The sequence below is a fragment of the Geitlerinema sp. PCC 9228 genome (assembly GCF_001870905.1).
Classification (GTDB): Bacteria; Cyanobacteriota; Cyanobacteriia; order Cyanobacteriales; family PCC-9228; genus PCC-9228.
In genome coordinates, this window is record NZ_LNDC01000032.1 from 1 (window position 1) to 17,416 (window position 17,416).

Annotated in this window: 20 protein-coding genes; 5 read left to right on the top strand and 15 right to left on the bottom strand. The window is 49.3% G+C overall.

Annotation, left to right across the window (positions count from 1 at the left end):
* Positions 1-80: 80 nt before the first annotated feature.
* The 5 genes from AS151_RS23005 to AS151_RS02250 form a co-directional block, all read right to left on the bottom strand.
* Positions 81-203: a hypothetical protein gene (locus tag AS151_RS23005; protein WP_275527963.1), complete on the bottom strand. Its 123-nt coding sequence runs from the start codon at positions 201-203 to the stop codon at positions 81-83.
* A 171-nt stretch (positions 204-374) separates the two neighbouring features.
* The gene (locus AS151_RS02235; protein WP_170861285.1) at positions 375-962 is read right to left on the bottom strand and encodes a DUF4178 domain-containing protein; all 588 of its coding nucleotides are present in this window, start codon (positions 960-962) and stop codon (positions 375-377) included.
* A 59-nt stretch (positions 963-1,021) separates the two neighbouring features.
* The gene (locus tag AS151_RS02240) at positions 1,022-2,569 is read right to left on the bottom strand and encodes a polyamine aminopropyltransferase (protein WP_071515444.1); all 1,548 of its coding nucleotides are present in this window, start codon (positions 2,567-2,569) and stop codon (positions 1,022-1,024) included.
* A gap of 24 nt (positions 2,570-2,593) precedes the next feature.
* Entirely contained in the window at positions 2,594-2,821 is a 228-nt protein-coding gene (locus tag AS151_RS02245) for a hypothetical protein (protein WP_071515445.1), read from the bottom strand.
* A gap of 41 nt (positions 2,822-2,862) precedes the next feature.
* Entirely contained in the window at positions 2,863-3,870 is a 1,008-nt protein-coding gene (locus AS151_RS02250; protein ID WP_071515446.1) for a hypothetical protein, read from the bottom strand.
* A 211-nt stretch (positions 3,871-4,081) separates the two neighbouring features.
* Here AS151_RS02250 and AS151_RS02255 point away from each other — a divergent pair, with 211 nt between their 5' ends.
* Entirely contained in the window at positions 4,082-4,291 is a 210-nt protein-coding gene (locus AS151_RS02255; protein ID WP_084639347.1) for a DUF350 domain-containing protein, read from the top strand.
* Positions 4,292-4,313: 22 nt separating this feature from the next.
* Here AS151_RS02255 and AS151_RS02260 read toward each other — a convergent pair whose 3' ends face one another.
* Positions 4,314-5,927, bottom strand: coding sequence for a phospholipase D-like domain-containing protein (locus AS151_RS02260; RefSeq protein WP_071515447.1), 1,614 nt, complete (start codon positions 5,925-5,927; stop codon positions 4,314-4,316).
* A gap of 185 nt (positions 5,928-6,112) precedes the next feature.
* On the opposite strand from AS151_RS02260, the gene AS151_RS02265 reads away from it, so the two are divergent.
* The 3 genes from AS151_RS02265 to AS151_RS02275 all read left to right on the top strand — a co-directional run bounded on the left by AS151_RS02265 (position 6,113) and on the right by AS151_RS02275 (position 8,213).
* The gene (locus AS151_RS02265) at positions 6,113-6,514 is read left to right on the top strand and encodes a hypothetical protein (RefSeq protein WP_071515460.1); all 402 of its coding nucleotides are present in this window, start codon (positions 6,113-6,115) and stop codon (positions 6,512-6,514) included.
* A 27-nt stretch (positions 6,515-6,541) separates the two neighbouring features.
* The gene (locus AS151_RS02270; RefSeq protein ID WP_071515448.1) at positions 6,542-7,708 is read left to right on the top strand and encodes a cysteine desulfurase family protein; all 1,167 of its coding nucleotides are present in this window, start codon (positions 6,542-6,544) and stop codon (positions 7,706-7,708) included.
* A 109-nt stretch (positions 7,709-7,817) separates the two neighbouring features.
* Positions 7,818-8,213 carry a metal-sensing transcriptional repressor gene (locus AS151_RS02275; RefSeq protein WP_084639348.1) on the top strand — a complete coding sequence of 132 codons (396 nt, stop codon included), beginning with the start codon at positions 7,818-7,820 and terminating at the stop codon, positions 8,211-8,213.
* Here AS151_RS02275 and AS151_RS02280 read toward each other — a convergent pair.
* From AS151_RS02280 to AS151_RS02295, 5 genes are read right to left on the bottom strand one after another with little or no spacing between them, the layout of a single operon-like run.
* Complete coding sequence (locus tag AS151_RS02280) at positions 8,203-8,715, bottom strand: DinB family protein (protein WP_071515449.1); 513 nt, start codon at positions 8,713-8,715, stop codon at positions 8,203-8,205. The genes AS151_RS02275 and AS151_RS02280 overlap by 11 nt on opposite strands.
* A 21-nt stretch (positions 8,716-8,736) precedes the next feature.
* On the bottom strand, positions 8,737-9,519 hold the full coding sequence (locus AS151_RS02285) for an HAD family hydrolase (RefSeq protein ID WP_071515450.1): 783 nt from the start codon (positions 9,517-9,519) through the stop codon (positions 8,737-8,739).
* 12 nt (positions 9,520-9,531) lie between these two features.
* Positions 9,532-9,948, bottom strand: coding sequence for a secondary thiamine-phosphate synthase enzyme YjbQ (locus tag AS151_RS02290; protein ID WP_071515462.1), 417 nt, complete (start codon positions 9,946-9,948; stop codon positions 9,532-9,534).
* A 41-nt stretch (positions 9,949-9,989) separates the two neighbouring features.
* A complete protein-coding gene (locus AS151_RS21870; protein WP_170861286.1) occupies positions 9,990-10,130 on the bottom strand; it encodes a hypothetical protein in 141 nt (46 codons plus the stop codon).
* On the bottom strand, positions 10,117-10,461 hold the full coding sequence (locus tag AS151_RS02295; protein WP_071515451.1) for a DUF760 domain-containing protein: 345 nt from the start codon (positions 10,459-10,461) through the stop codon (positions 10,117-10,119). Before AS151_RS02295 ends, AS151_RS21870 begins: the two co-directional genes overlap by 14 nt.
* A gap of 226 nt (positions 10,462-10,687) precedes the next feature.
* Between AS151_RS02295 and AS151_RS02300 the strand changes: the two genes are divergently transcribed.
* The gene (locus tag AS151_RS02300; RefSeq protein WP_071515463.1) at positions 10,688-12,052 is read left to right on the top strand and encodes a TrpB-like pyridoxal phosphate-dependent enzyme; all 1,365 of its coding nucleotides are present in this window, start codon (positions 10,688-10,690) and stop codon (positions 12,050-12,052) included.
* Between the two features lie 120 nt (positions 12,053-12,172).
* Here AS151_RS02300 and AS151_RS02305 read toward each other — a convergent pair whose 3' ends face one another.
* The 4 genes from AS151_RS02305 to hslO form a co-directional block, all read right to left on the bottom strand.
* Positions 12,173-12,490 (bottom strand): hypothetical protein, encoded by a 318-nt coding sequence (locus AS151_RS02305; RefSeq protein WP_071515452.1) that lies wholly within the window; start codon positions 12,488-12,490, stop codon positions 12,173-12,175.
* Positions 12,491-12,980: 490 nt separating this feature from the next.
* Entirely contained in the window at positions 12,981-13,886 is a 906-nt protein-coding gene (locus tag AS151_RS02320; RefSeq protein WP_071515455.1) for a LysR family transcriptional regulator, read from the bottom strand.
* A 177-nt stretch (positions 13,887-14,063) separates the two neighbouring features.
* Positions 14,064-16,004 carry a chromosome segregation ATPase gene (locus AS151_RS02325; RefSeq protein WP_139240456.1) on the bottom strand — a complete coding sequence of 647 codons (1,941 nt, stop codon included), beginning with the start codon at positions 16,002-16,004 and terminating at the stop codon, positions 14,064-14,066.
* Positions 16,005-16,342: 338 nt separating this feature from the next.
* Positions 16,343-17,263, bottom strand: a complete 921-nt coding sequence (hslO, locus tag AS151_RS02330) for an Hsp33 family molecular chaperone HslO (protein ID WP_071515457.1) — start codon at positions 17,261-17,263, stop codon at positions 16,343-16,345.
* Positions 17,264-17,416 lie beyond the last annotated feature (153 nt).

The following is a 17,416-nucleotide window of genomic DNA, read 5'->3' on the forward strand; positions in this document are numbered from 1 at the left end:
ATACAACATCTAGCCAATCTTCAAGAAAGATGGCTACGACTATCAAGTCAACAAAAGTCAATTATTGTCCAGTAAATAACCTATGAGGAGGTAGCAGGTTGCCACCGTTCTGCGATCGCTTGAATCAAACCAGCACTGGGATACTCCAGCGGTTTGTTGTCCTGTCTCTCCCGATAAAGCGCCCAAAAAACAAACGCTTGCAAGATAGTTTCAAAATCCTGGTAGCATTGTTCTATGGCAAATTTAATATCCTAGCGGGTTAAATCCACCCCCAACCCTTGCAAAGCATACTTGTATTTGCGAAAAATTTCTTGTTTGGCGCGTTCTTCCTCCGTTAAATAATCCATTTTTGGTTTTTAAAAACCGAACCTCCCTTAACTGTAGCGATAAACGCGATCGCCTTCTCCCGGCAAAAGCGACAAATCGCTAGGACGAATGGTACGACCCACCGTCACTTCAATCTCGCCATCCCAATCTTCTATAGACAAAACATTATCCCCCTCTCCTTCATAATCGTAATAGCGGCATTGTTCGGCATTGCGTCGCTGTACTGTACCAATGCGTTTCATATTGGCAATCCCAGACCCTTCGCGATAGTAGGTTTCTCCGGCAAAGGTCAACTCCCGTGGCGGTTCGCCGCTGATGTCCAAAACTTGGGTAGGTTCCAACCACTGAACTTCCACCGTGTCGTCTTCTTCCACCGACAGCCAACGCAAATCATCGCCGTCTTGCAGCATGTATTCCGACCAGCTAAAGCCACTTTCCTCGTAAATTAACTTGCCTTCCACGATCCAATCTCGTTCCATATATTGAACGATATCGCCAATTTGCAAATTAAACACATTTCGCTTTAAAGAAGGAGATTCTTGTTCGTTTTGTGGGGAGAGACGCCTTTGACGGACGACCAAAACGACGCCAACGGCAACTAAAAGAATAATAGCCAACCAAACAATTGCAATCATAACCAAAAGTACCTATCGAAATTCAACCACCAGCTTATCAAAACTGGTTCCGGACTTCTTTAATACAAATTCCATCGCCGATCGCTTTGATAGCGAGCAATAATAGGATGAGCGAGGGTATTGATTTCCACATCCTCTCTACGAATATCCTCTGGTATTTGAAACAACGTGGGAAACAAATGGGGGGTTAAATATCGGGTTTTCACGGATAAAGAAATGGGAACAGAGGGGTCAAAAGGCTGATTGGCCGCCATGACAAATCCCCAAGGACCAAAACTGGGAACATCGGTTCGATAAGGATAAACAGACATATCGCTTGCTTCTAGGGTAGCAGCAATACAGGCAAACGCTTGGGGGGCAAAAAACGGACTGGAAGCTTGGGTTACCATGGCCCCTGTAGGAGCAAGGCGCGATCGCAATCCTTCGTAAAATCCCTTAGAATATAATTTAGCCAAAGCTGTCCGGTCCGGATCGGGGAAATCAGCAATAATCACATCAAAGGTTTCTGCTAAAGTAGGGGCTATCCGAAAAGCATCCCCATACCGTACTTCCACCCGTGGGTCTTCCCAAGCGCGATCGCTCAGTTTGGATAAAAACGGATGGTTTTGTGCTAGGCTGACCACCGCCGGATCCAACTCCAGCAATAAAACTCGTTCCACCTGCTCCCATTTTAGAACTTCGCGCAACGCCATGCCATCGCCTGCCCCCAGCAACAACACCCGACGGGGATTTTCTGCGGCCACCATAGCAGGGTGAACCAAAGCCTCGTGGTAGCGGTATTCGTCAGCGGTGGAAAGCTGCAAATCGCCATTGAGAAACAAACGCATATCCCGACCCCATCGCGTGAGAACCAACCGTTGGTAGGCAGACTGCCACCTACCGACCACCGGATCGGCGTACAACTTATTTTCCAAACTATTGCCAATGGGAACAGCTACCCAGGCAAATCCCAACAAACCAGCGGCTACTGCCAACCCCACCCATCGCCAAACACGCAGTTGGGGAAAAGCACGTCCTAATAAAAATACCATGACCGCGGGTAAGGAACCAATAATGGCGGCGGAAGGAAACATGCCAAACACCGGCAGCAACACCACGGGAAACACCAACGACCCCAGCAAGGCCCCCAAATAATCCATTGCCAAAACACCGGCCAAAGCTTCCCGAAGTCCTTCTTCTTGTTCGACCAATCGCGTTAGTAGGGGGATTTCCAAACCAGCTAAAATTCCCAAAACTAGGGTTACCAAAAACAAACCCAGCCACAAAAAGCCATCCACCACAAACAAGGCAAACAAGCCTAAAGGCAAGAATGCGGTTAGAGGCGCGATCGCGAGTTCTACTTTAGCAAAACTAGAAAGCAAATCTTCCCGCTGCTGGGGAGAAAGTTCTTCCCCAGATTCCCAACTAGTTTCGTCAGCAATGAAGCGACTCAAATAGGAACCTACCCCCATGGCCGCCAAAAAACCTCCCACAGCAATTCCGTAGGAAAGGGCCTCGTTGCCGACCAGATAGCTGGCGAGATTGCCTAGCAAAAGTTCTACAGCCAAGCCACTGCTAGAAGATATAGCCGCCGCTACCAGCAAGAGATTGCGTTGGTATCGAGTCATCATAGGCAAAACTTATTTCCTTGCTTACTTGCCGGCGCTGGGACCACCACCGCGAAATCCAGACTGAGAACGGGAAGGACCGGGATTCCAAGAACCACCGTAGTAGTATCCATGAACGACGGTTCCATGTCGGGGCCAGTAGAGGGGTTGGGACTGTTGGCGTAAAGCGAGCGCCGATCGTTGGGTATAAGCGGCCCAGATGGTAAAACCGGCAATTAAAAAGGCTAGGACGGTAAATACTTTGGTTAGCATAAATTTTCCTCAAGATTGTTAAGATTATATTTGTATTCTAGTTAGGAAACGGTAATATTCACAACTGGGTTTTTGCCGGTGATGGTTTTGACATTTTCCCGTACAGTCAAGGTAGTACGGTCTACGGGTTCGTCGGGTCTGACTTCGACATAAAATCCGTAGGAACCACGCCGTTCCAATACGAAAAATTTAGAAACCCGATCGACAGCTTTTTGAATCTCGCCGTTGTCATCTTTGTGGAAACGCATTCTGGCAGTTAAAGTTTCCGAGTAAATTTGTTCGCCCTGACCGTCTTTTACCCATAAGTCTACGTTCATGTAGGGAGGTGATGTTTCGTCTGCTTCTATCAAAACAACGACTTTAATTAAGGAATTGTGCCCTCCTAGAATTGCACGAGCTCCCACATCGCTATCATTGATTTGTTTTCGGATAGCGGGTTTGCCTGTATTTCTAAAACTTAACAAACTAAGTAGGGAAAAAGCACTGGTTCCAAACAAACCTGCAATCAGGTAACGGGTGTCGATAACGCCTTTTTCTACTGTTACTTGAAAGGGAACCGGATCTTCGAGAAGCCTGCCTGCTTTGGTTCCGTGTTCTTCTACAGAAATGGCGATGGTTACATCTTCTTGTTGTTCTTTACCCAAACGAACATCCAAGCCACCGAGTACATCCGACTCTGACCAAGTTCCCGATTCTCCGTCTTCGCGCCAAATTCCTGATTCCCGCCACGCTTCTTTTCTGGCTGCGGCTAGACGTTCCCCTTGCGGATCCAACAATTCAATTTGATAGGTGACCCAGGTATTGCTGGGTAAAATAGCTTTCACATCAATTCGCAAGGCCCCAATGGGGTCTCTTTCCATGCGAATGGAATCGAGTTTGACGGTTTCTTGCGGTTGAACTTGAACTCGGTCCTGTTCGATAATTTCGGGGAAAAATATTGATAGAAATAGGGCCAGCAAAACCACAAGAACGGAGAGTAGAGGTAGAAAGGGGGTCCGCTCTATAAAGCGACTGGTACCGTATTTTTCGGTTTGGACAGTAACTGGCATAAAAAACCCCTATACGTTGCACAATTATAATGGCAGAATAGAGTCGCTAGTGCTAGGATGCTCGTGGTATTTTGTTAAGTATCGTTAAGAAGGTACTTGAAAAATTGACGCGATCGCATGCTGGAATTCGCAACCAAAAATTGTTTCCTAGCAAAAACGATTTGCGAATGGCTCTAGATTTTTGCAGGCAAACCAACAACTCGGAAAATCAATGATGGAGCTAATACAAGCAGTTGGAGAAACCATTGGTTGGGCTTTTATTGGTGTTTTGGTTTTGTACGCAGCCACCCGCCTGTTTGATTGGATCGATCCCATCAACCACCAAGCAGAACTTCGTCAGGGAAATGTAGCCGTTGCCATTTTTGTGGGATCGGTGATTTTGGCCTTGGCAGCGATTGTGGTTGCGGTGATTGTCACCTAGGCGATCGCTGCCAGCACCACCTTTACCATGTTACCCGATCGCTCAAGTCCGCTACCGTTTTGGGACCAATTCCCGAAACTGCTTGTAAATCTTCTAAAGAAGAAAAAGGCTTTTGCGATCGCTTTTCAATAATGCGTTGGGCTAAAGCAGGTCCAATTCCCGGTAATGTTTCTAATTCCTTTTGCGTAGCCGTATTGATATTAATTTTTCCCGTAACTTGCACCGATTGCGGGGCAGCAATTGTCTGGCATTGGGTATGGCGATCGCGAATTTTGGCAGCCACGCGCGCGGGAACTCCCAAACGCGCCGTATCGTACAAACGCTCGAATTCCCGTATAAAATGCGCTGCCACAGTGGCATTTTCGATCGCCAATAAAGTTTCGTCATTTTCGTGATTGGCAGCCGCCGTCCAATTGTGGGAACCAGTAATAACCGTTTTGTCATCAACCACCGCAAATTTATGGTGCAATTTATCCCCAGGTGGTAGTGTGGGAGTGCCTACGCTAGCAAGTTGATTTTCCCAGGGTTGGTTGTCTAATTCGTACTCGCAATTGGAACGAGCCAACGCCGCCCCCAACATATCCAATCCTTCGCTATAAAAACGATAGGCAAAACCAGGGTCGAATAAAGCCCGAATTTTTACCCCTTGTTGATATTTTTTTGCTAAAACATTGGCAATTTTTTGTTCGGAAAACACAAACAAAGCCAAATCTGTGGTTTCGTTGGTCCCTTGCAGAATTTCGGCGATGGTTCCGTTGGTACTGGCAGACCAGAGTTGCGAGGGAGAGGTAGGACTAAAGCGAACGGTGACTGGTGTATTGCCTACAAAAACTTTTTGGGAGTGGTGTGGGGGTTTTTGCAAACCAAACTGACTGTCTGGTTTTCCTTGGGGTCCATCTCCCCACATGCGTTCAAATTCTTTGGTAAAAATTTGGGCAAGTTGGGGACTATCGATTTTTAATAAATGATTGGCGTTGCCGCGACTGGCAGGTTTGAGAAAATCGCCGTGGATGCCGCTGGTGGTTAAATTGGCAGAAGAAACCAGCACTTTTTGTCCGTCAATAACGATAAATTTATGGTGCATTAAACCGCTGCCGCGACTGCCATCAGCGGTATCGTCAATCACGGGAATATTGGCGTTTTTTAAGATGACTAAAGCATCGCGTTTTTGAATTTCTTTTTGAGAGAGTTGGCCGTTGCCATTGATATCGGCGAGTTGGACAAATTCTTGATAGCGATCGCGTTTTCGTTGGTCAAAATTTTGAATTTCGGCTGGGGAAAAATCGCTCCAAGGACGGCTGTAGGTATTTTCCAGAACTATCCGTATTTGTACACCTTCTCGGGCACGTTGGGCCAGAGCTTGGGCTACTTGCGGCAAGCGCAACTCCTGTATCGCCACGTCAACACTGGTGGTCGCTTGGCGAATTGCTTCTACCAGAATCGCCTCTAAATTATCGCCGCGGCGTTGTTGCTGGCGGTAGGGTTCCGTGTAGCTGTTGGATGGGTCTTGATTGAAATGAACCGTAATGTTGGGGTCTTGGGGCAAAGGGTCCGGATAGCGCTTTTCCGAGACTGTTTGTCGGCAACCTACACCCACCAAGCCCAAGCATACAATAGCAAATATACGCACCCACATTGACTTTTCCGGCAAACGACACCACTCAGCACAAATCTACACGCAGATAATCTATGACACAATAGAAAATATGGGAGAGCCGTAGTCTCAGGCAAGTACGATTTGTGTGGGACTAGGGAGGGAAGCCTGCCAAAGGAAATGCAATGGGGGGGGCTAGATGTCAAGTTCCTGCCAAATCAATTTCTATGCCTAAACGAAAAAAGACATTTCCATGTGGTCATAAGGGATATGGCAAAGTTTGCCATCGCTGCCAGCAAACAGAGGCGGCGAAAAATAATGGGTCTGCTGACAGCTACACCAAACGGCGGCAAAAGGAAGATTGGGAAGCTTCCTTTGAAAAAGACCCCATCGATTTGCGACCCCTCCCCCGCCACGTGGTGAAAAAAGCTCGTTCTATTTTAAAAGCCCTGGATAAACAAAAAGACTATCGCCAATTCGGCGGCAAACGCTTGCGTCACAACCGTACCATTATTAGTATTCCTATTACGAGAAACTATCGAATGATTTGCCGCGATGATGGCAACTTTGTCATTCCCCAAGAAGTGCTTTCCCACGAAGATTACAATGTTCGTAAACCTGGTGGTTAGTCACCGACGGTCAACCAAGGACGAATCATGCAAGTGTATCTAGATTACAGCGCTACCACACCACCTAGAGAAGAAGCGATCGCCATCGTGCAGGAAGTGATGGTCCAGCAATGGGGCAATCCTTCCAGTTCCCACGCCTGGGGGCAAAGAGCTGCCACCACCTTGGAACGGGCGAGAATGCAGGTAGCATCGCTGCTGAATGCGGAAATCGAATCGATCCTTTTTACCTCTGGTGGTACGGAAGCCAACAATTTGGCGTTAATGGGCGTTGCCCGCCAGTACCGCCAACCCCAACATATTATTGTCTCCAGCGTGGAGCATCCGGCTGTATCCCAAGTTGCCCGGATGTTGGAAACCATGGGTTGGCAAGTGACCTACTTACCGGTGGATGCTGAAGGTCGAGTATCTCCCCAGGACTTGGAAGCCGCCCTACAAGATAACACGGTTCTGGTTTCCATTATCTACGGACAAAGCGAAGTAGGTACCGTACAGCCCATTGCCCAACTGGTGGATATCGCCCATGCGCGCGGGGTTTGCTTCCACACCGATGCCGTACAAGCGGTGGGTCGCTTGCCGATTGATTTGCAAAAACTTCCCGTGGATTTGCTCAGTTTGTCCAGCCATAAAATTTACGGACCTCAAGGGGCTGGGGCTTTGTACATACGTCCGCAAACCGCCATTTCCCCCTGGATGTTGGGAGGCGGTCAGGAAGAAGGGATGCGTTCGGGAACCCAAGCCCTTCCCGCGATCGCTGGGTTTGGTGTGGCTGCCGAACAAATGGCTGCCGAGATGGCAACTGAAATTCCCCGGCTGCAAAAATTACGCGATCGCTTGATTGCCCAACTTAGCGAAATTCCAGGGTTTGATTTGACCGGTTCTTCCCAAAGCGATCGCCTGCCCCACCACGTCAGCTTTTGCCTCACCCAGCGCGATGAAAACATCACCGGCAAAACCCTGGTTCGCCAAATGAACCGCGCCGGCATTGCCATTAGTTCCGGTTCCGCCTGCCACAGCGGTAGCGTTGCCCCCAGCCCCATTTTGCTGGCTATGGGATATTCCGAATTTGATGCCCGCAGTGCCGTACGCATGACCCTGGGTCGTCACACCGCCACCGCCGATATCGATTGGACGGCCATGGCTTTTCGCCAAGTTATCGAACGCTTGCAACCAGAACCCGCCCTCAGCGTTCGCTAGATCGCAGCCGGCTCTTGGAAATTGACGACTACTTGCAAGACGGTTGCGTTACAATCTCTGGAAATAGCCAACTTCGGATCGCAAACATTCACTTTCTTTAATTATCGCAATGGTGCAATCGGATTCTTACACCAACGGCCAGTTGCCAAAGAATGGGGACGTAGAAACAACAGCCAAAGATGACAGTACGGTTCAACCACACTGTCACCTGAGTTCTCAAAGCCATCCCCACGTTCACGATGAAGAGTCGCTGCGACGCATTATCAACCGCCTTTCACGCATCGAAGGTCACGTTCGCGGTGTCAAAACCATGGTGCAAGACAGCCGCCCTTGCCCGGAGGTTTTGGTTCAAATTGCCGCGGTTCGCGCAGCTTTGGACCGGGTTGCCCGGATCATTTTAGACGAACACCTCAGCCAGTGTATTTCCCGGGCAGCGACGGATGGGGAAAATATCGAAACCGAAATTGAAGAGTTAAAAGCAGCCCTCGATCGCTTTATTCGCTAGTCAGTTCGGCTGCTGGCAGCCACAGCAGATCGGTTACGCCTGGGTGGCAGCCCCATTGGGTTAGCAAAGTGGTTAGTTGCCCGCGGTGGTGGGTTTGATGGTTGAAAAAATGCAGGGCAACATGCCACAGGGGAAAGCGACAGGTACGGTCTTGGCTGTGGCTGTGGAATGCAAAAGGGGCTGCTAGTTGTTCCTCAGTGAGAGAATCCACCCAAGCTTGAATTTGGCGGTCGGTGCTTTGACGTTCTTCTCGCAGTGAATCAAAATTGGCGTACAGTTCCTGGTCGAGAGAACGAACGGGAAAGGGTTGGTTGTAGAAACGCCCCAACCAAAGTTTGTCGGCTAGCAGCAAGTGGTTTAACGTACCGTGGATGGAACCAAAAAAAGCACCGCGATTTTCTTTTCTCTGGTTATCGGGAATGCGATCGCAAGCGTTATAAATCCGTTCGTTCATCCATTGATTGTAGTGCGATAGCGTTTGAAAATATTCGGGTTTTTGCATGGGAAAACGGCTGCCAACAATCTACGATTGCGATTTTAGCTGACAGCGCGCATGCAACTTGCGGGCTGCCTCCACATTCAAACAATCGATATTTGCGATCGCATCTACCTGGGTTGCCAACACCGTACAGGGATGCTGGTCATCTCCCAAATGGTTGAGAACCAACTTAGCATCGCGAAAATCTTGATTTTGGGTATATTCATTCACCGTTATCACCGTCGGCAACCCCGCCGCCGTAGCCGCTTGCAATCCCGCCTGGGAATCTTCCAACACCAAACACTCTTCAGGAGACAGCTGCATTGCTTGCAAAACGTAGTGGTAAATATCTGGCGCTGGTTTTTTATTGGTCACCATATCCCCAGCCCCAATAACTTCCAACCAATCCGGGTCAAAATGTTTTTCAATTAAAGCCATGGCATTAGGCAGGGCGCTGGTGGTGGCAATAGCCAAACGAATGCCCGCCTCTCTGGCTTCCTGCATCAGCCGTTTCACCCCCACCCGCAGGGGAATCGAGCCTTCTTTGAGCAGTTGCTGGTAGTGTCGGGTTTTGTTCCCATGCAGGTGGGCAATGTATTGTTGTTGGGGTTCGGGTAGCTTGGTATCGGGATGGTAATTTTCTAAATAGTACCGCAGCCGTTCTTTTCCCCCGGAAACCGCCAGCAATTCTCCATACAAAGAAACCGACCAATGCCACGACAATCCTGCCTCGGCAAAGGCGCGGTTAAAAGCAATGCGATGACCGTCGCGTTCGGTGTTGGCTAAGGTACCATCAACATCAAAAATTAGCGCTTGTAATTCTGCCATGCCAGTCTCTCGCTATTCCCCATACACCGTGACGCTAATGGTCCGTTGGCGAGGTTTGATATCGCATTCTAAATGAAAAATTTGCTGCCAGGTTCCCAAAATCGGGCGACCGGCTTGAATAGGTACGGTCAGCGATGGTCCCATCCAGGTGGCTTGCAGGTGGGAATGTCCGTTACCATCGTGCCAGGTTTGTTCGTGACCGTACTCGCGGCTGGGGGGCATTACCCGATTGAGAAGTTCGGGTAAGTCTTTTTGCAATCCTGATTCAAATTCTATGGTCCCAATGCTGGCGGTACTGCCGATGTTAAAAATATTGACCATGCCCGTTTGAATGCCGGACTGGCGCACGATCTTGGCGACGCGATCGCTGAGGTCTTGCATATCGCCGTTTCCCTTTGTTTTCAATTGGATTTGCTCTTGATGAACCATGGGGAAACTGTTTTTCCAAAAATCCAGAAATAAAGTCAAGTTTAGCAGCTACTTTTGGTGAAAACAACCGGCGATCGCGGAGTAACTACAAACGAAGCGAAAATGCGATCGCCGTTGCCGGTCTTGAGAAAATCCCTAGACCATTGGCTTGCTTTGCTGCTGTGGTTCCTATTGCTGTTCATCGCCTGCATCCGATGCTTGTAGGGATTTTTCTACAGCCATCCGCTGTTGGGCACTATGGAGAAAGTAGCCAGTTAGCATGGCAGAAGTTAGCAGCCGACCCAAGCTTTCGCGGGTGGTGGTGATGGTGACGCCAAACTGGTCGGAAGGAAGTGCCCCTAAAATGCCGTATAGGTTGCGTTCCATGGCTTGGGCAACTTCGCGATCGGGTTGGGACAGGTGGGAAACGGTTTCTTGACTCATGGATTGGATGTATTCCATGAGATGGTTTTTCTCGCCACCGTTGGGCATGTTGCCGAAAAATTCTGATGTTTGATAGTTAGGTCCGTTCATGATTGTTCTCAGATGAGTTTTAAGCGAACAACAACTTGGTTTTACTGCCTATTTTTACGGTAAAAAACAATTGGGGAAACGCACAGTGAGTACAACCGAATAATTGTTGCGGGTTCTTCGACCGGGAAAAGACTCTTGTGGAATCAAAATTGGGTGGGTTGGGGCTTTCTCCTCCAGTCGCGATCGCTATATAATTACTATTTTGCCAACCAAAACTACGACAATCATGAACACAGTCAAATATATTTTATCAGAAAACAAATTACCGACGGCTTGGTACAACCTACAAGCGGATTTGCCCAAACCTTTGCCGCCGGTTCTCAACCCAGCCACCAACCAACCCATTACCGCTGCGGATTTGGAACTTTTGTTTCCGCCGGCACTCATCGAACAGGAAGTCAGCCGCGATCGCTGGATTGCAATTCCCGCTGCCGTAAGGGATATCTACCGCCAGTGGCGACCCACGCCCCTCTATCGCGCCCGACGGTTGGAAAAAGCCTTGGATACCCCTGCCAAAATTTATTATAAGTACGAAGGGGTGAGTCCCGCGGGCAGCCACAAACCCAATACAGCCATTCCCCAGGCTTATTGCAACCAACAAGCAGGGGTCAAGCGCCTAACCACCGAAACTGGTGCCGGTCAGTGGGGTTCTTCGCTGGCACTGGCGGGCACTTTTTTTGACCTCGACATTGAGGTTTTCATGGTTAAAGTCAGCTACCAGCAAAAGCCCTACCGCCGGGCATTTATGGAAAGCTACGGTGCCAACGTCATTCCCAGCCCCAGCGATCGCACGGTTGCCGGTCGTCAAATCCTCGCAGACCACCCCGACAGTACCGGCAGTTTGGGCATTGCCATTGGGGAAGCGGTAGAAATTGCCGCCCAAAACCAAGACACCAAATACGCCCTCGGCAGCGTTCTCAACCACGTTTTGCTGCATCAGACGGTGATTGGTTTGGAAACTCAAGCGCAACTGGAACAAGCCGGGGATTTCCCCGATGTCATTGTGGGATGTACCGGCGGGGGCAGCAATTTTGCCGGGATTGCCTTTCCCTTCATGGGGGCACAACTGCGGGGAGAATCTCCCCAACCCATTCGGTTTGTGGCGGTGGAACCGGCGGCTTGCCCCACCCTCACGAAAGGGACATATGCTTACGACTACGGCGATAGCGCTCACTTAACGCCTCTGGTGAAAATGCATACCCTCGGCAGTACCTTTGTCCCTTCTGGTTTTCATGCGGGCGGTTTGCGCTATCACGGCATGGCACCTTTGGTGAGTCATGCGCTGGATTTGGATTTGTTTGAGGCAACTTCCTATCCCCAACTGGCTTGTTTTGCTGCTGGCGTGACGTTTGCCCAGGCAGAAGGGATTTTACCAGCCCCCGAAGCGAATCATGCGGTGAAAGGCGCTATTGACGAAGCGTTGCGCTGTCGGGAAGAGGGAACTAGCCGCACGATTTTGTTCAATTTGTGCGGTCACGGTCATTTTGATATGCAAGCGTATATGGACTATCAAGCGGGTAAACTGAAAGATGGCGAGTATAGCGATGCGGAGGTAGCCATGGCTTTGGCTGGTTTGCCTTCAGTGGAATGAGGTTGGATGCGTAAGCAAACAAGGTAGAGGTCAGCGAAGATGGTGAAGATTTCCGCTGACCTCAGGTGGTGATTGGATGTTTGGGCGAGAAATGTAAAGAAACGGAAGGCGGTTTCGTATTTAGCGTTGCGTATGGCAAAACGGCATATCCCAATTCAACAATTCTTGGCGATTTTTCCATGCTTTACGGGAACGATGTTCTTCCAGCCAAGTGCGAATGTCGGTTTCTCGCTCGAAGTGATAAGTGCGATCGCTTAGGGGGTCGTAAACGCTCCACAAATAGGAACCATCGTGGGTTTTGGTGCGCCAAATCCGCAGTTCTTGGCGATGGGCGATCCAATCGCGCAGACGTTCGGTGAGTTGTTTCCAGTTCAAGATTGGTTTTTGTCTTGGTTTGGGTGCGCGATCGCTTTCTCTGTATAAAGGTGCGTTAACCATTGAAAATTCCTCCAATACTTTCTCGATATTCCAGGATTTTTTCCTTTCCTATTTCCAATGTAATCCCCCGAATTTGGGGATATCAATCCATTTTTTGCATCCTGGTTATCGAAAAAATCGATAGAAAAAAAGCCGGCGTATTTTTACGGAGGAAGTTTATCGTTTTATTACAGTTGGTCAAACCGAACCTCCCCGTTCGCCAAACCGAAAAAAGAGCAATTTTCGCATTTTAAAACTGCATTGAGAAACAAAAAAAACGGGATTTTTCCCACACCATTTTTGTTAATTTTTGCCAGCCATTCCCCAGGGTTGGATTTCGCAAAGCATCCCTACCAGGGAAACGGGAAATGTCTAGATAATCATTGTTGTTTAGAAATGATATTAGACCGAAGGCCAAGGGGGAACTCAAATCTCTGGATTCCCCTGCGATCGCTGCCAAAAATACCATTAAAATCCCGTATATTTACGGAAAAGACAATAGAGCGAATTTTCAACCAGCCACCTGCCAATCAAAATCGCTGGCTTGCTTGAGCACATCCAAAAAGGCAAAAACCGCCGGAGGGTGGTTGGCATTTTGTAACGTAGCCACCTCCACAACTCGTTGCAGGGGAACTGGCAAAAAACACATCTTAATTCCTTTCGGGATTGGTTCGGCAGCCAAACGAGGTAAAATAGCCGCCCCCAACCCTTGAGAAACCATGCTTAAAATAGTAGAGTCCTCGCGAATTTCGTAGGCAATCTTTAGAGGCACTTCCGATCGCTGCAAGTAGGGTCGAAAGAGCTTAGAACAACCCTTCGTAGTGGAAAGAATCAACGGATAACTAGCTAGTTCCTGCCAAGTGAGTTGCTTGTTTTCCCAAGGCGCACCCGGCGGTAACAACACCACATACTCATCTCGCAACAGCTCAAAGGTGTTTAAATCTTTGCAAGCGGGAGATTGTACGAAACCAATATCCGCCTTTCCCTGACGTAAGGCTTGTTCGATATCGGCGGGTTCTTCGTACTCTTGTAAGGTAACTTTAATATTAGGAAAATAGCTTTGAAAGCGCACCAAGACCTTGGGCAAAACGTGGGTGGCAATGCTGCGAAAAGCCACAATCCGCACGCTACCTCCTTGCAAACCGCGGGCTTGATTGGCTTCAGCGACAATATCTGCCAAAGGAGCGAGCACGGCTTTAGCATGTACGAAAATGCGTTCGCCTACAGAAGTGAGATTGGCACCGCGACGACTGCGACTGAGCAAAATCACGCCCAATTCTTCTTCCAAAGTAGCGATCGCGTGGCTAACGCTCGATTGAGACATCCCCAACTCTATAGCCGCCGTCCCAAAATTACCGCGTTCGGCAACCTTTACGAAAGCCCGTAGCTGAGAAATTTTAATTTTGTAGGGATTCATATGGTTTCCCCAGCGTAGAGTGAGTGAAAAGGAAAGCGCCTTGTAGAGAACGAGCGCCTGTCAAAAGCCTGTCTTTGTTGCCCAATTCGGTACCGCTCGGTCCCTCTAAAGTTATTGTAGACCAGAAGTTTCCCAACTTGGGATGTTTTTGGGATCGGATGCTAAAATAGTAAATTGCTATTCGTTGGTTTGTGTTTCTGGTGCCGGCAACGGCGAGTCGATGAAATTGGGCGAAGGTAGCAGGTCCGATTCGTCTGCTTCTGGTTTGGGAGGATTCAACAACAATTGCCAGCGTTCGATGTTTCGCTGGGCCGTTTGGTGGGCTGGGGTATACTCGGGAATACGTTCGGCTAGATCGATGGCATTGCGAATATCGTATTCCGAAAGGTCTTGCGCCATCCCCAACACTTGACGACTCCACTGGGCGATCGCAGTTTCCGCTTGAGAGCGCCACGGGCTATTATTAGAAACGCGATGGGCATGTTCGATGGCTTTCAGCAGGGCATCGGGGCTAGAACGACGGGCAAGCCGATAAGCTTGCTGCAAGTTTTGTTGGTCTTGGCGTTCCTGACGCCAAAGCTCGATTAAAGATTGTGCTTGCGAGTACAAGACGCGCCCCGGTCTTATCTCCTGAGCAATCTCGATAGCAGTTTCCAGATCCCCTTGGTTGGCATAGCGTTTGGCTTCATCAATATAAGGTTGGTCTTGTTGGCGCTCAATTTCATCCTGCCAGCGCTCGATGTTGGCTTGGGCTTCCTGGTAGAGGGCGCGATTGGGGGCAATTAAGTTCGCCTGACGAATGGCTTTTTCCAAAGAATCAATATCTCCAGCTTGAGCGTATTCGTTGGCTTGGCGCAAAATGGGTCGGTCTTGCTGGCGTTGGATGCTGGCGCGCCACCCGTCAATGCGCTCTTGGGCTTTTTCCCAAAGGGGATTGCCAGGGGGAATTTCGCTGGCTTGGGAAATGGCAGCTTGCCAATCGCTAATGTTGTTGCCCGCTGCTAACTGTTCGGCGCGTTCTAAAACCAACAGGTCATCGATGTTGAGACGCCACCGGCGAATGAGTCTCTGGGCTTTGGCATACATGGGGCGATTGGCGCTAATTTTTTGGGCTTGCGCGATCGCATCTTCCAAACGGACCACAGTTTGCTGCCAAGCCAGCGATCGTGCTTTGGCAAGGGTGGTGAAGTCTTGGACTTTGGCTTCTAAATTCGCGCTTGACGGAATTCTACGGGCAATGCTGAGGGCTTGGGAAAGGTTTTGGTTTTCCAGTTGCGCTTCGGCAGCGTCGAGGAGCTTGTGACCGATTTCGCGAATTTCGTTTTGGGCTTCTTGATGCAGGGCACTGTTTTCGTCAATATTCTCCAATAGACGAATGGCACTTACCAAGTCAGAAACTTTTCCGCTTTTCGCTATTTCTCGGGCGTGGGAAAGGCGATTGCCATCCTTGCGGGCAGCTTGGATTTTCTGTTCCAGTTCTTTGTATTTGGTGGTTTCCCAATATTGATTGCCCACAGATAGCAAGCCCAGGGATTCTTGGAAGGCTTCTTGCCATTGTTCGCGACGCAAGTAAGCTTGGGTTTGGTTGTAAATTTTTTCAGCTTCGTTCCAGGTGGATTGCCATTTATCAATGCGATCGCGTACCATTTTTTGTAAGTCGCCCTCCGCCGGTTGGAATTGGTCAAGGGGAATGCGGCGGGCAGTCGCGATCGCATCTTTGAGTTCACCCTGTTGGAACGATTTTTCCGCCAGTTGCAAAATGCCCAAATACCAATTTTTCAGGTGGCGGTTGATTTCCTGGCGCATGGGATGGTTGGCGTCAAGTTCTCTGACCATCTTAATGGCTTGCAAGTATCCCGATAGGGTTTCTTCCTCGGCTTCCACCTGAGCGCAATACAGGCGCATGGAAGCGGAAGCCACCGGCCAAAAAACGTCGGAGCAGTCTTTTCGAGAAGGCAGCTTCAACAGCATCGACATGGAAAAGAAACCCACGCCGCCAAAAATCAAGGCAGTCAAGACCAGCAAAAACTGCCAGCCAAAAATGCCACCACGTCTTTTTCTGTGTTTTTTGTGGTTACCTAAAGGTGGGTTGGTATCGGATGGTGCAAAGTTGGACATTGGTTCTTCGGGTTGCAACAGGACCCAAGTTTTGGAAAGCGATCGACCAATCAAGCTGGCACGGTTAGCACATGAGGCAATCGAGGGAGAGATTGTCAGGTGGATCTCCTTGCTATTGTTATGGGTTGGTGCCCATAAGTCAATCATTTCCCTTTTTCTGGTTTCCCTACTTGGTTGTTTCTCGTGGTAGACAAATGTATCTGGAAAAGCTGGGAAAATTCGCCTCCTCGCCTGGTGAAGGGGCGAAGTTTGGTTCGCCCCCCATGGTGGTTTGGTCTTGAAATTAGGTTACGATTCAATCATCCCTACCTGGGAATCTGGATAGACGGGTGTTACGGTTACGAACCGGAAGATTGGCGATCGCTTTTTTCTTGGCGCAATTTTTCCATGACATTTTGCAAGTCTTCCAAACTGGCATGGTACACACTGCCGCAAAAATGACAGGTAGCTTCCGCTCCTTTGTCCACTTCGATCATATCTTGCAATTCGTCTTCTCCCAACAGCTTCAAACTATTGAGAAAGCGATCGAAGGTACAGCCGCAGTGGAACTGCACCATTTGTACTTCCGGGAAAATTTGCAGCCCCATACCAGAGAGCACATCTTCAAAAATTTCCGGTAACCCTTTGCCAGAACGCATCAGTGGCGTAAATCCATTGAACTGGCTTACCCGAGATTCTAGCGTTTGCACCAACTCTTCGTCGGTGGCAGCTTTGGGCAGCACTTGCAGCAACATGCCACCAGCCGCCTGTACGCCGTTGGCATCTACGAAAACCCCCAATACCAAAGCAGAAGGGGTTTGTTCGGAAGTCACTAGATAGTTGCTAATGTCTTCGCCAATTTCCCCAGAAACCAAATTCACGGTACTGGAGTAGGGATAACCGTACCCCACATCCCGCACAACATACAGGTAACCGTCTGCACCTACAGCCCCACCAACGTCGAGTTTGCCATTGCTTTTGGGCGGGAGTTCTACGTGGGGATTGTCTGCATATCCCCGTACGGTTCCGTCCAAACCGGCATCTACTAAAATACCGCCCAGGGGTCCGTTGCCTTTAATACGGATGTTGACCCGCGAGGAAGGACGTTTCATATTGGAGGCAAGCAAAAGACCTGCTGACATACTTCTGCCTACCGCAGCCGTGGCTACGTAGGAAAGGTTATGCCGGCGGCGGGCTTCCTCGGTGAGGCGCGTTGTAATTGTGCCCACAGCCCGAATGCCTCCATCAGCTGCAGTTGCTCGGATTAATTGGTCAGCCATGAAACCCCTAACATTTCTTTACATTAGAATTTTCTCTATTGTAATTCTATGGAGAAGTTGCAGGACAATATAGTCACTGACCCCGCGCTAAAGCGACGGGGCTTGGGAACAGCCAGGTTCCCGTAGTAGTGGCTAGACCAAGAGCCGATAGTA

Bases quoted from the DNA above. Each gene is read 5' to 3' on its own strand.
- AS151_RS02235 (WP_170861285.1), bottom strand. From the start codon at position 962: ATGATTGCAATTGTTTGGTTGGCTATTATTCTTTTAGTTGCCGTTGGC.
- AS151_RS02240 (WP_071515444.1), bottom strand. From the start codon at position 2,569: ATGACTCGATACCAACGCAATCTCTTGCTGGTAGCGGCGGCTATATCT.
- AS151_RS02245 (WP_071515445.1), bottom strand. From the start codon at position 2,821: ATGCTAACCAAAGTATTTACCGTCCTAGCCTTTTTAATTGCCGGTTTT.
- AS151_RS02250 (WP_071515446.1), bottom strand. From the start codon at position 3,870: ATGCCAGTTACTGTCCAAACCGAAAAATACGGTACCAGTCGCTTTATA.
- AS151_RS02255 (WP_084639347.1), top strand. From the start codon at position 4,082: ATGATGGAGCTAATACAAGCAGTTGGAGAAACCATTGGTTGGGCTTTT.
- AS151_RS02260 (WP_071515447.1), bottom strand. From the start codon at position 5,927: ATGTGGGTGCGTATATTTGCTATTGTATGCTTGGGCTTGGTGGGTGTA.
- AS151_RS02265 (WP_071515460.1), top strand. From the start codon at position 6,113: ATGCCTAAACGAAAAAAGACATTTCCATGTGGTCATAAGGGATATGGC.
- AS151_RS02270 (WP_071515448.1), top strand. From the start codon at position 6,542: ATGCAAGTGTATCTAGATTACAGCGCTACCACACCACCTAGAGAAGAA.
- AS151_RS02275 (WP_084639348.1), top strand. From the start codon at position 7,818: ATGGTGCAATCGGATTCTTACACCAACGGCCAGTTGCCAAAGAATGGG.
- AS151_RS02280 (WP_071515449.1), bottom strand. From the start codon at position 8,715: ATGCAAAAACCCGAATATTTTCAAACGCTATCGCACTACAATCAATGG.
- AS151_RS02285 (WP_071515450.1), bottom strand. From the start codon at position 9,519: ATGGCAGAATTACAAGCGCTAATTTTTGATGTTGATGGTACCTTAGCC.
- AS151_RS02290 (WP_071515462.1), bottom strand. From the start codon at position 9,948: ATGGTTCATCAAGAGCAAATCCAATTGAAAACAAAGGGAAACGGCGAT.
- AS151_RS21870 (WP_170861286.1), bottom strand. From the start codon at position 10,130: ATGAACAGCAATAGGAACCACAGCAGCAAAGCAAGCCAATGGTCTAGG.
- AS151_RS02295 (WP_071515451.1), bottom strand. From the start codon at position 10,461: ATGAACGGACCTAACTATCAAACATCAGAATTTTTCGGCAACATGCCC.
- AS151_RS02300 (WP_071515463.1), top strand. From the start codon at position 10,688: ATGAACACAGTCAAATATATTTTATCAGAAAACAAATTACCGACGGCT.
- AS151_RS02305 (WP_071515452.1), bottom strand. From the start codon at position 12,490: ATGGTTAACGCACCTTTATACAGAGAAAGCGATCGCGCACCCAAACCA.
- AS151_RS02320 (WP_071515455.1), bottom strand. From the start codon at position 13,886: ATGAATCCCTACAAAATTAAAATTTCTCAGCTACGGGCTTTCGTAAAG.
- AS151_RS02325 (WP_139240456.1), bottom strand. From the start codon at position 16,004: ATGTCCAACTTTGCACCATCCGATACCAACCCACCTTTAGGTAACCAC.
- hslO (WP_071515457.1), bottom strand. From the start codon at position 17,263: ATGGCTGACCAATTAATCCGAGCAACTGCAGCTGATGGAGGCATTCGG.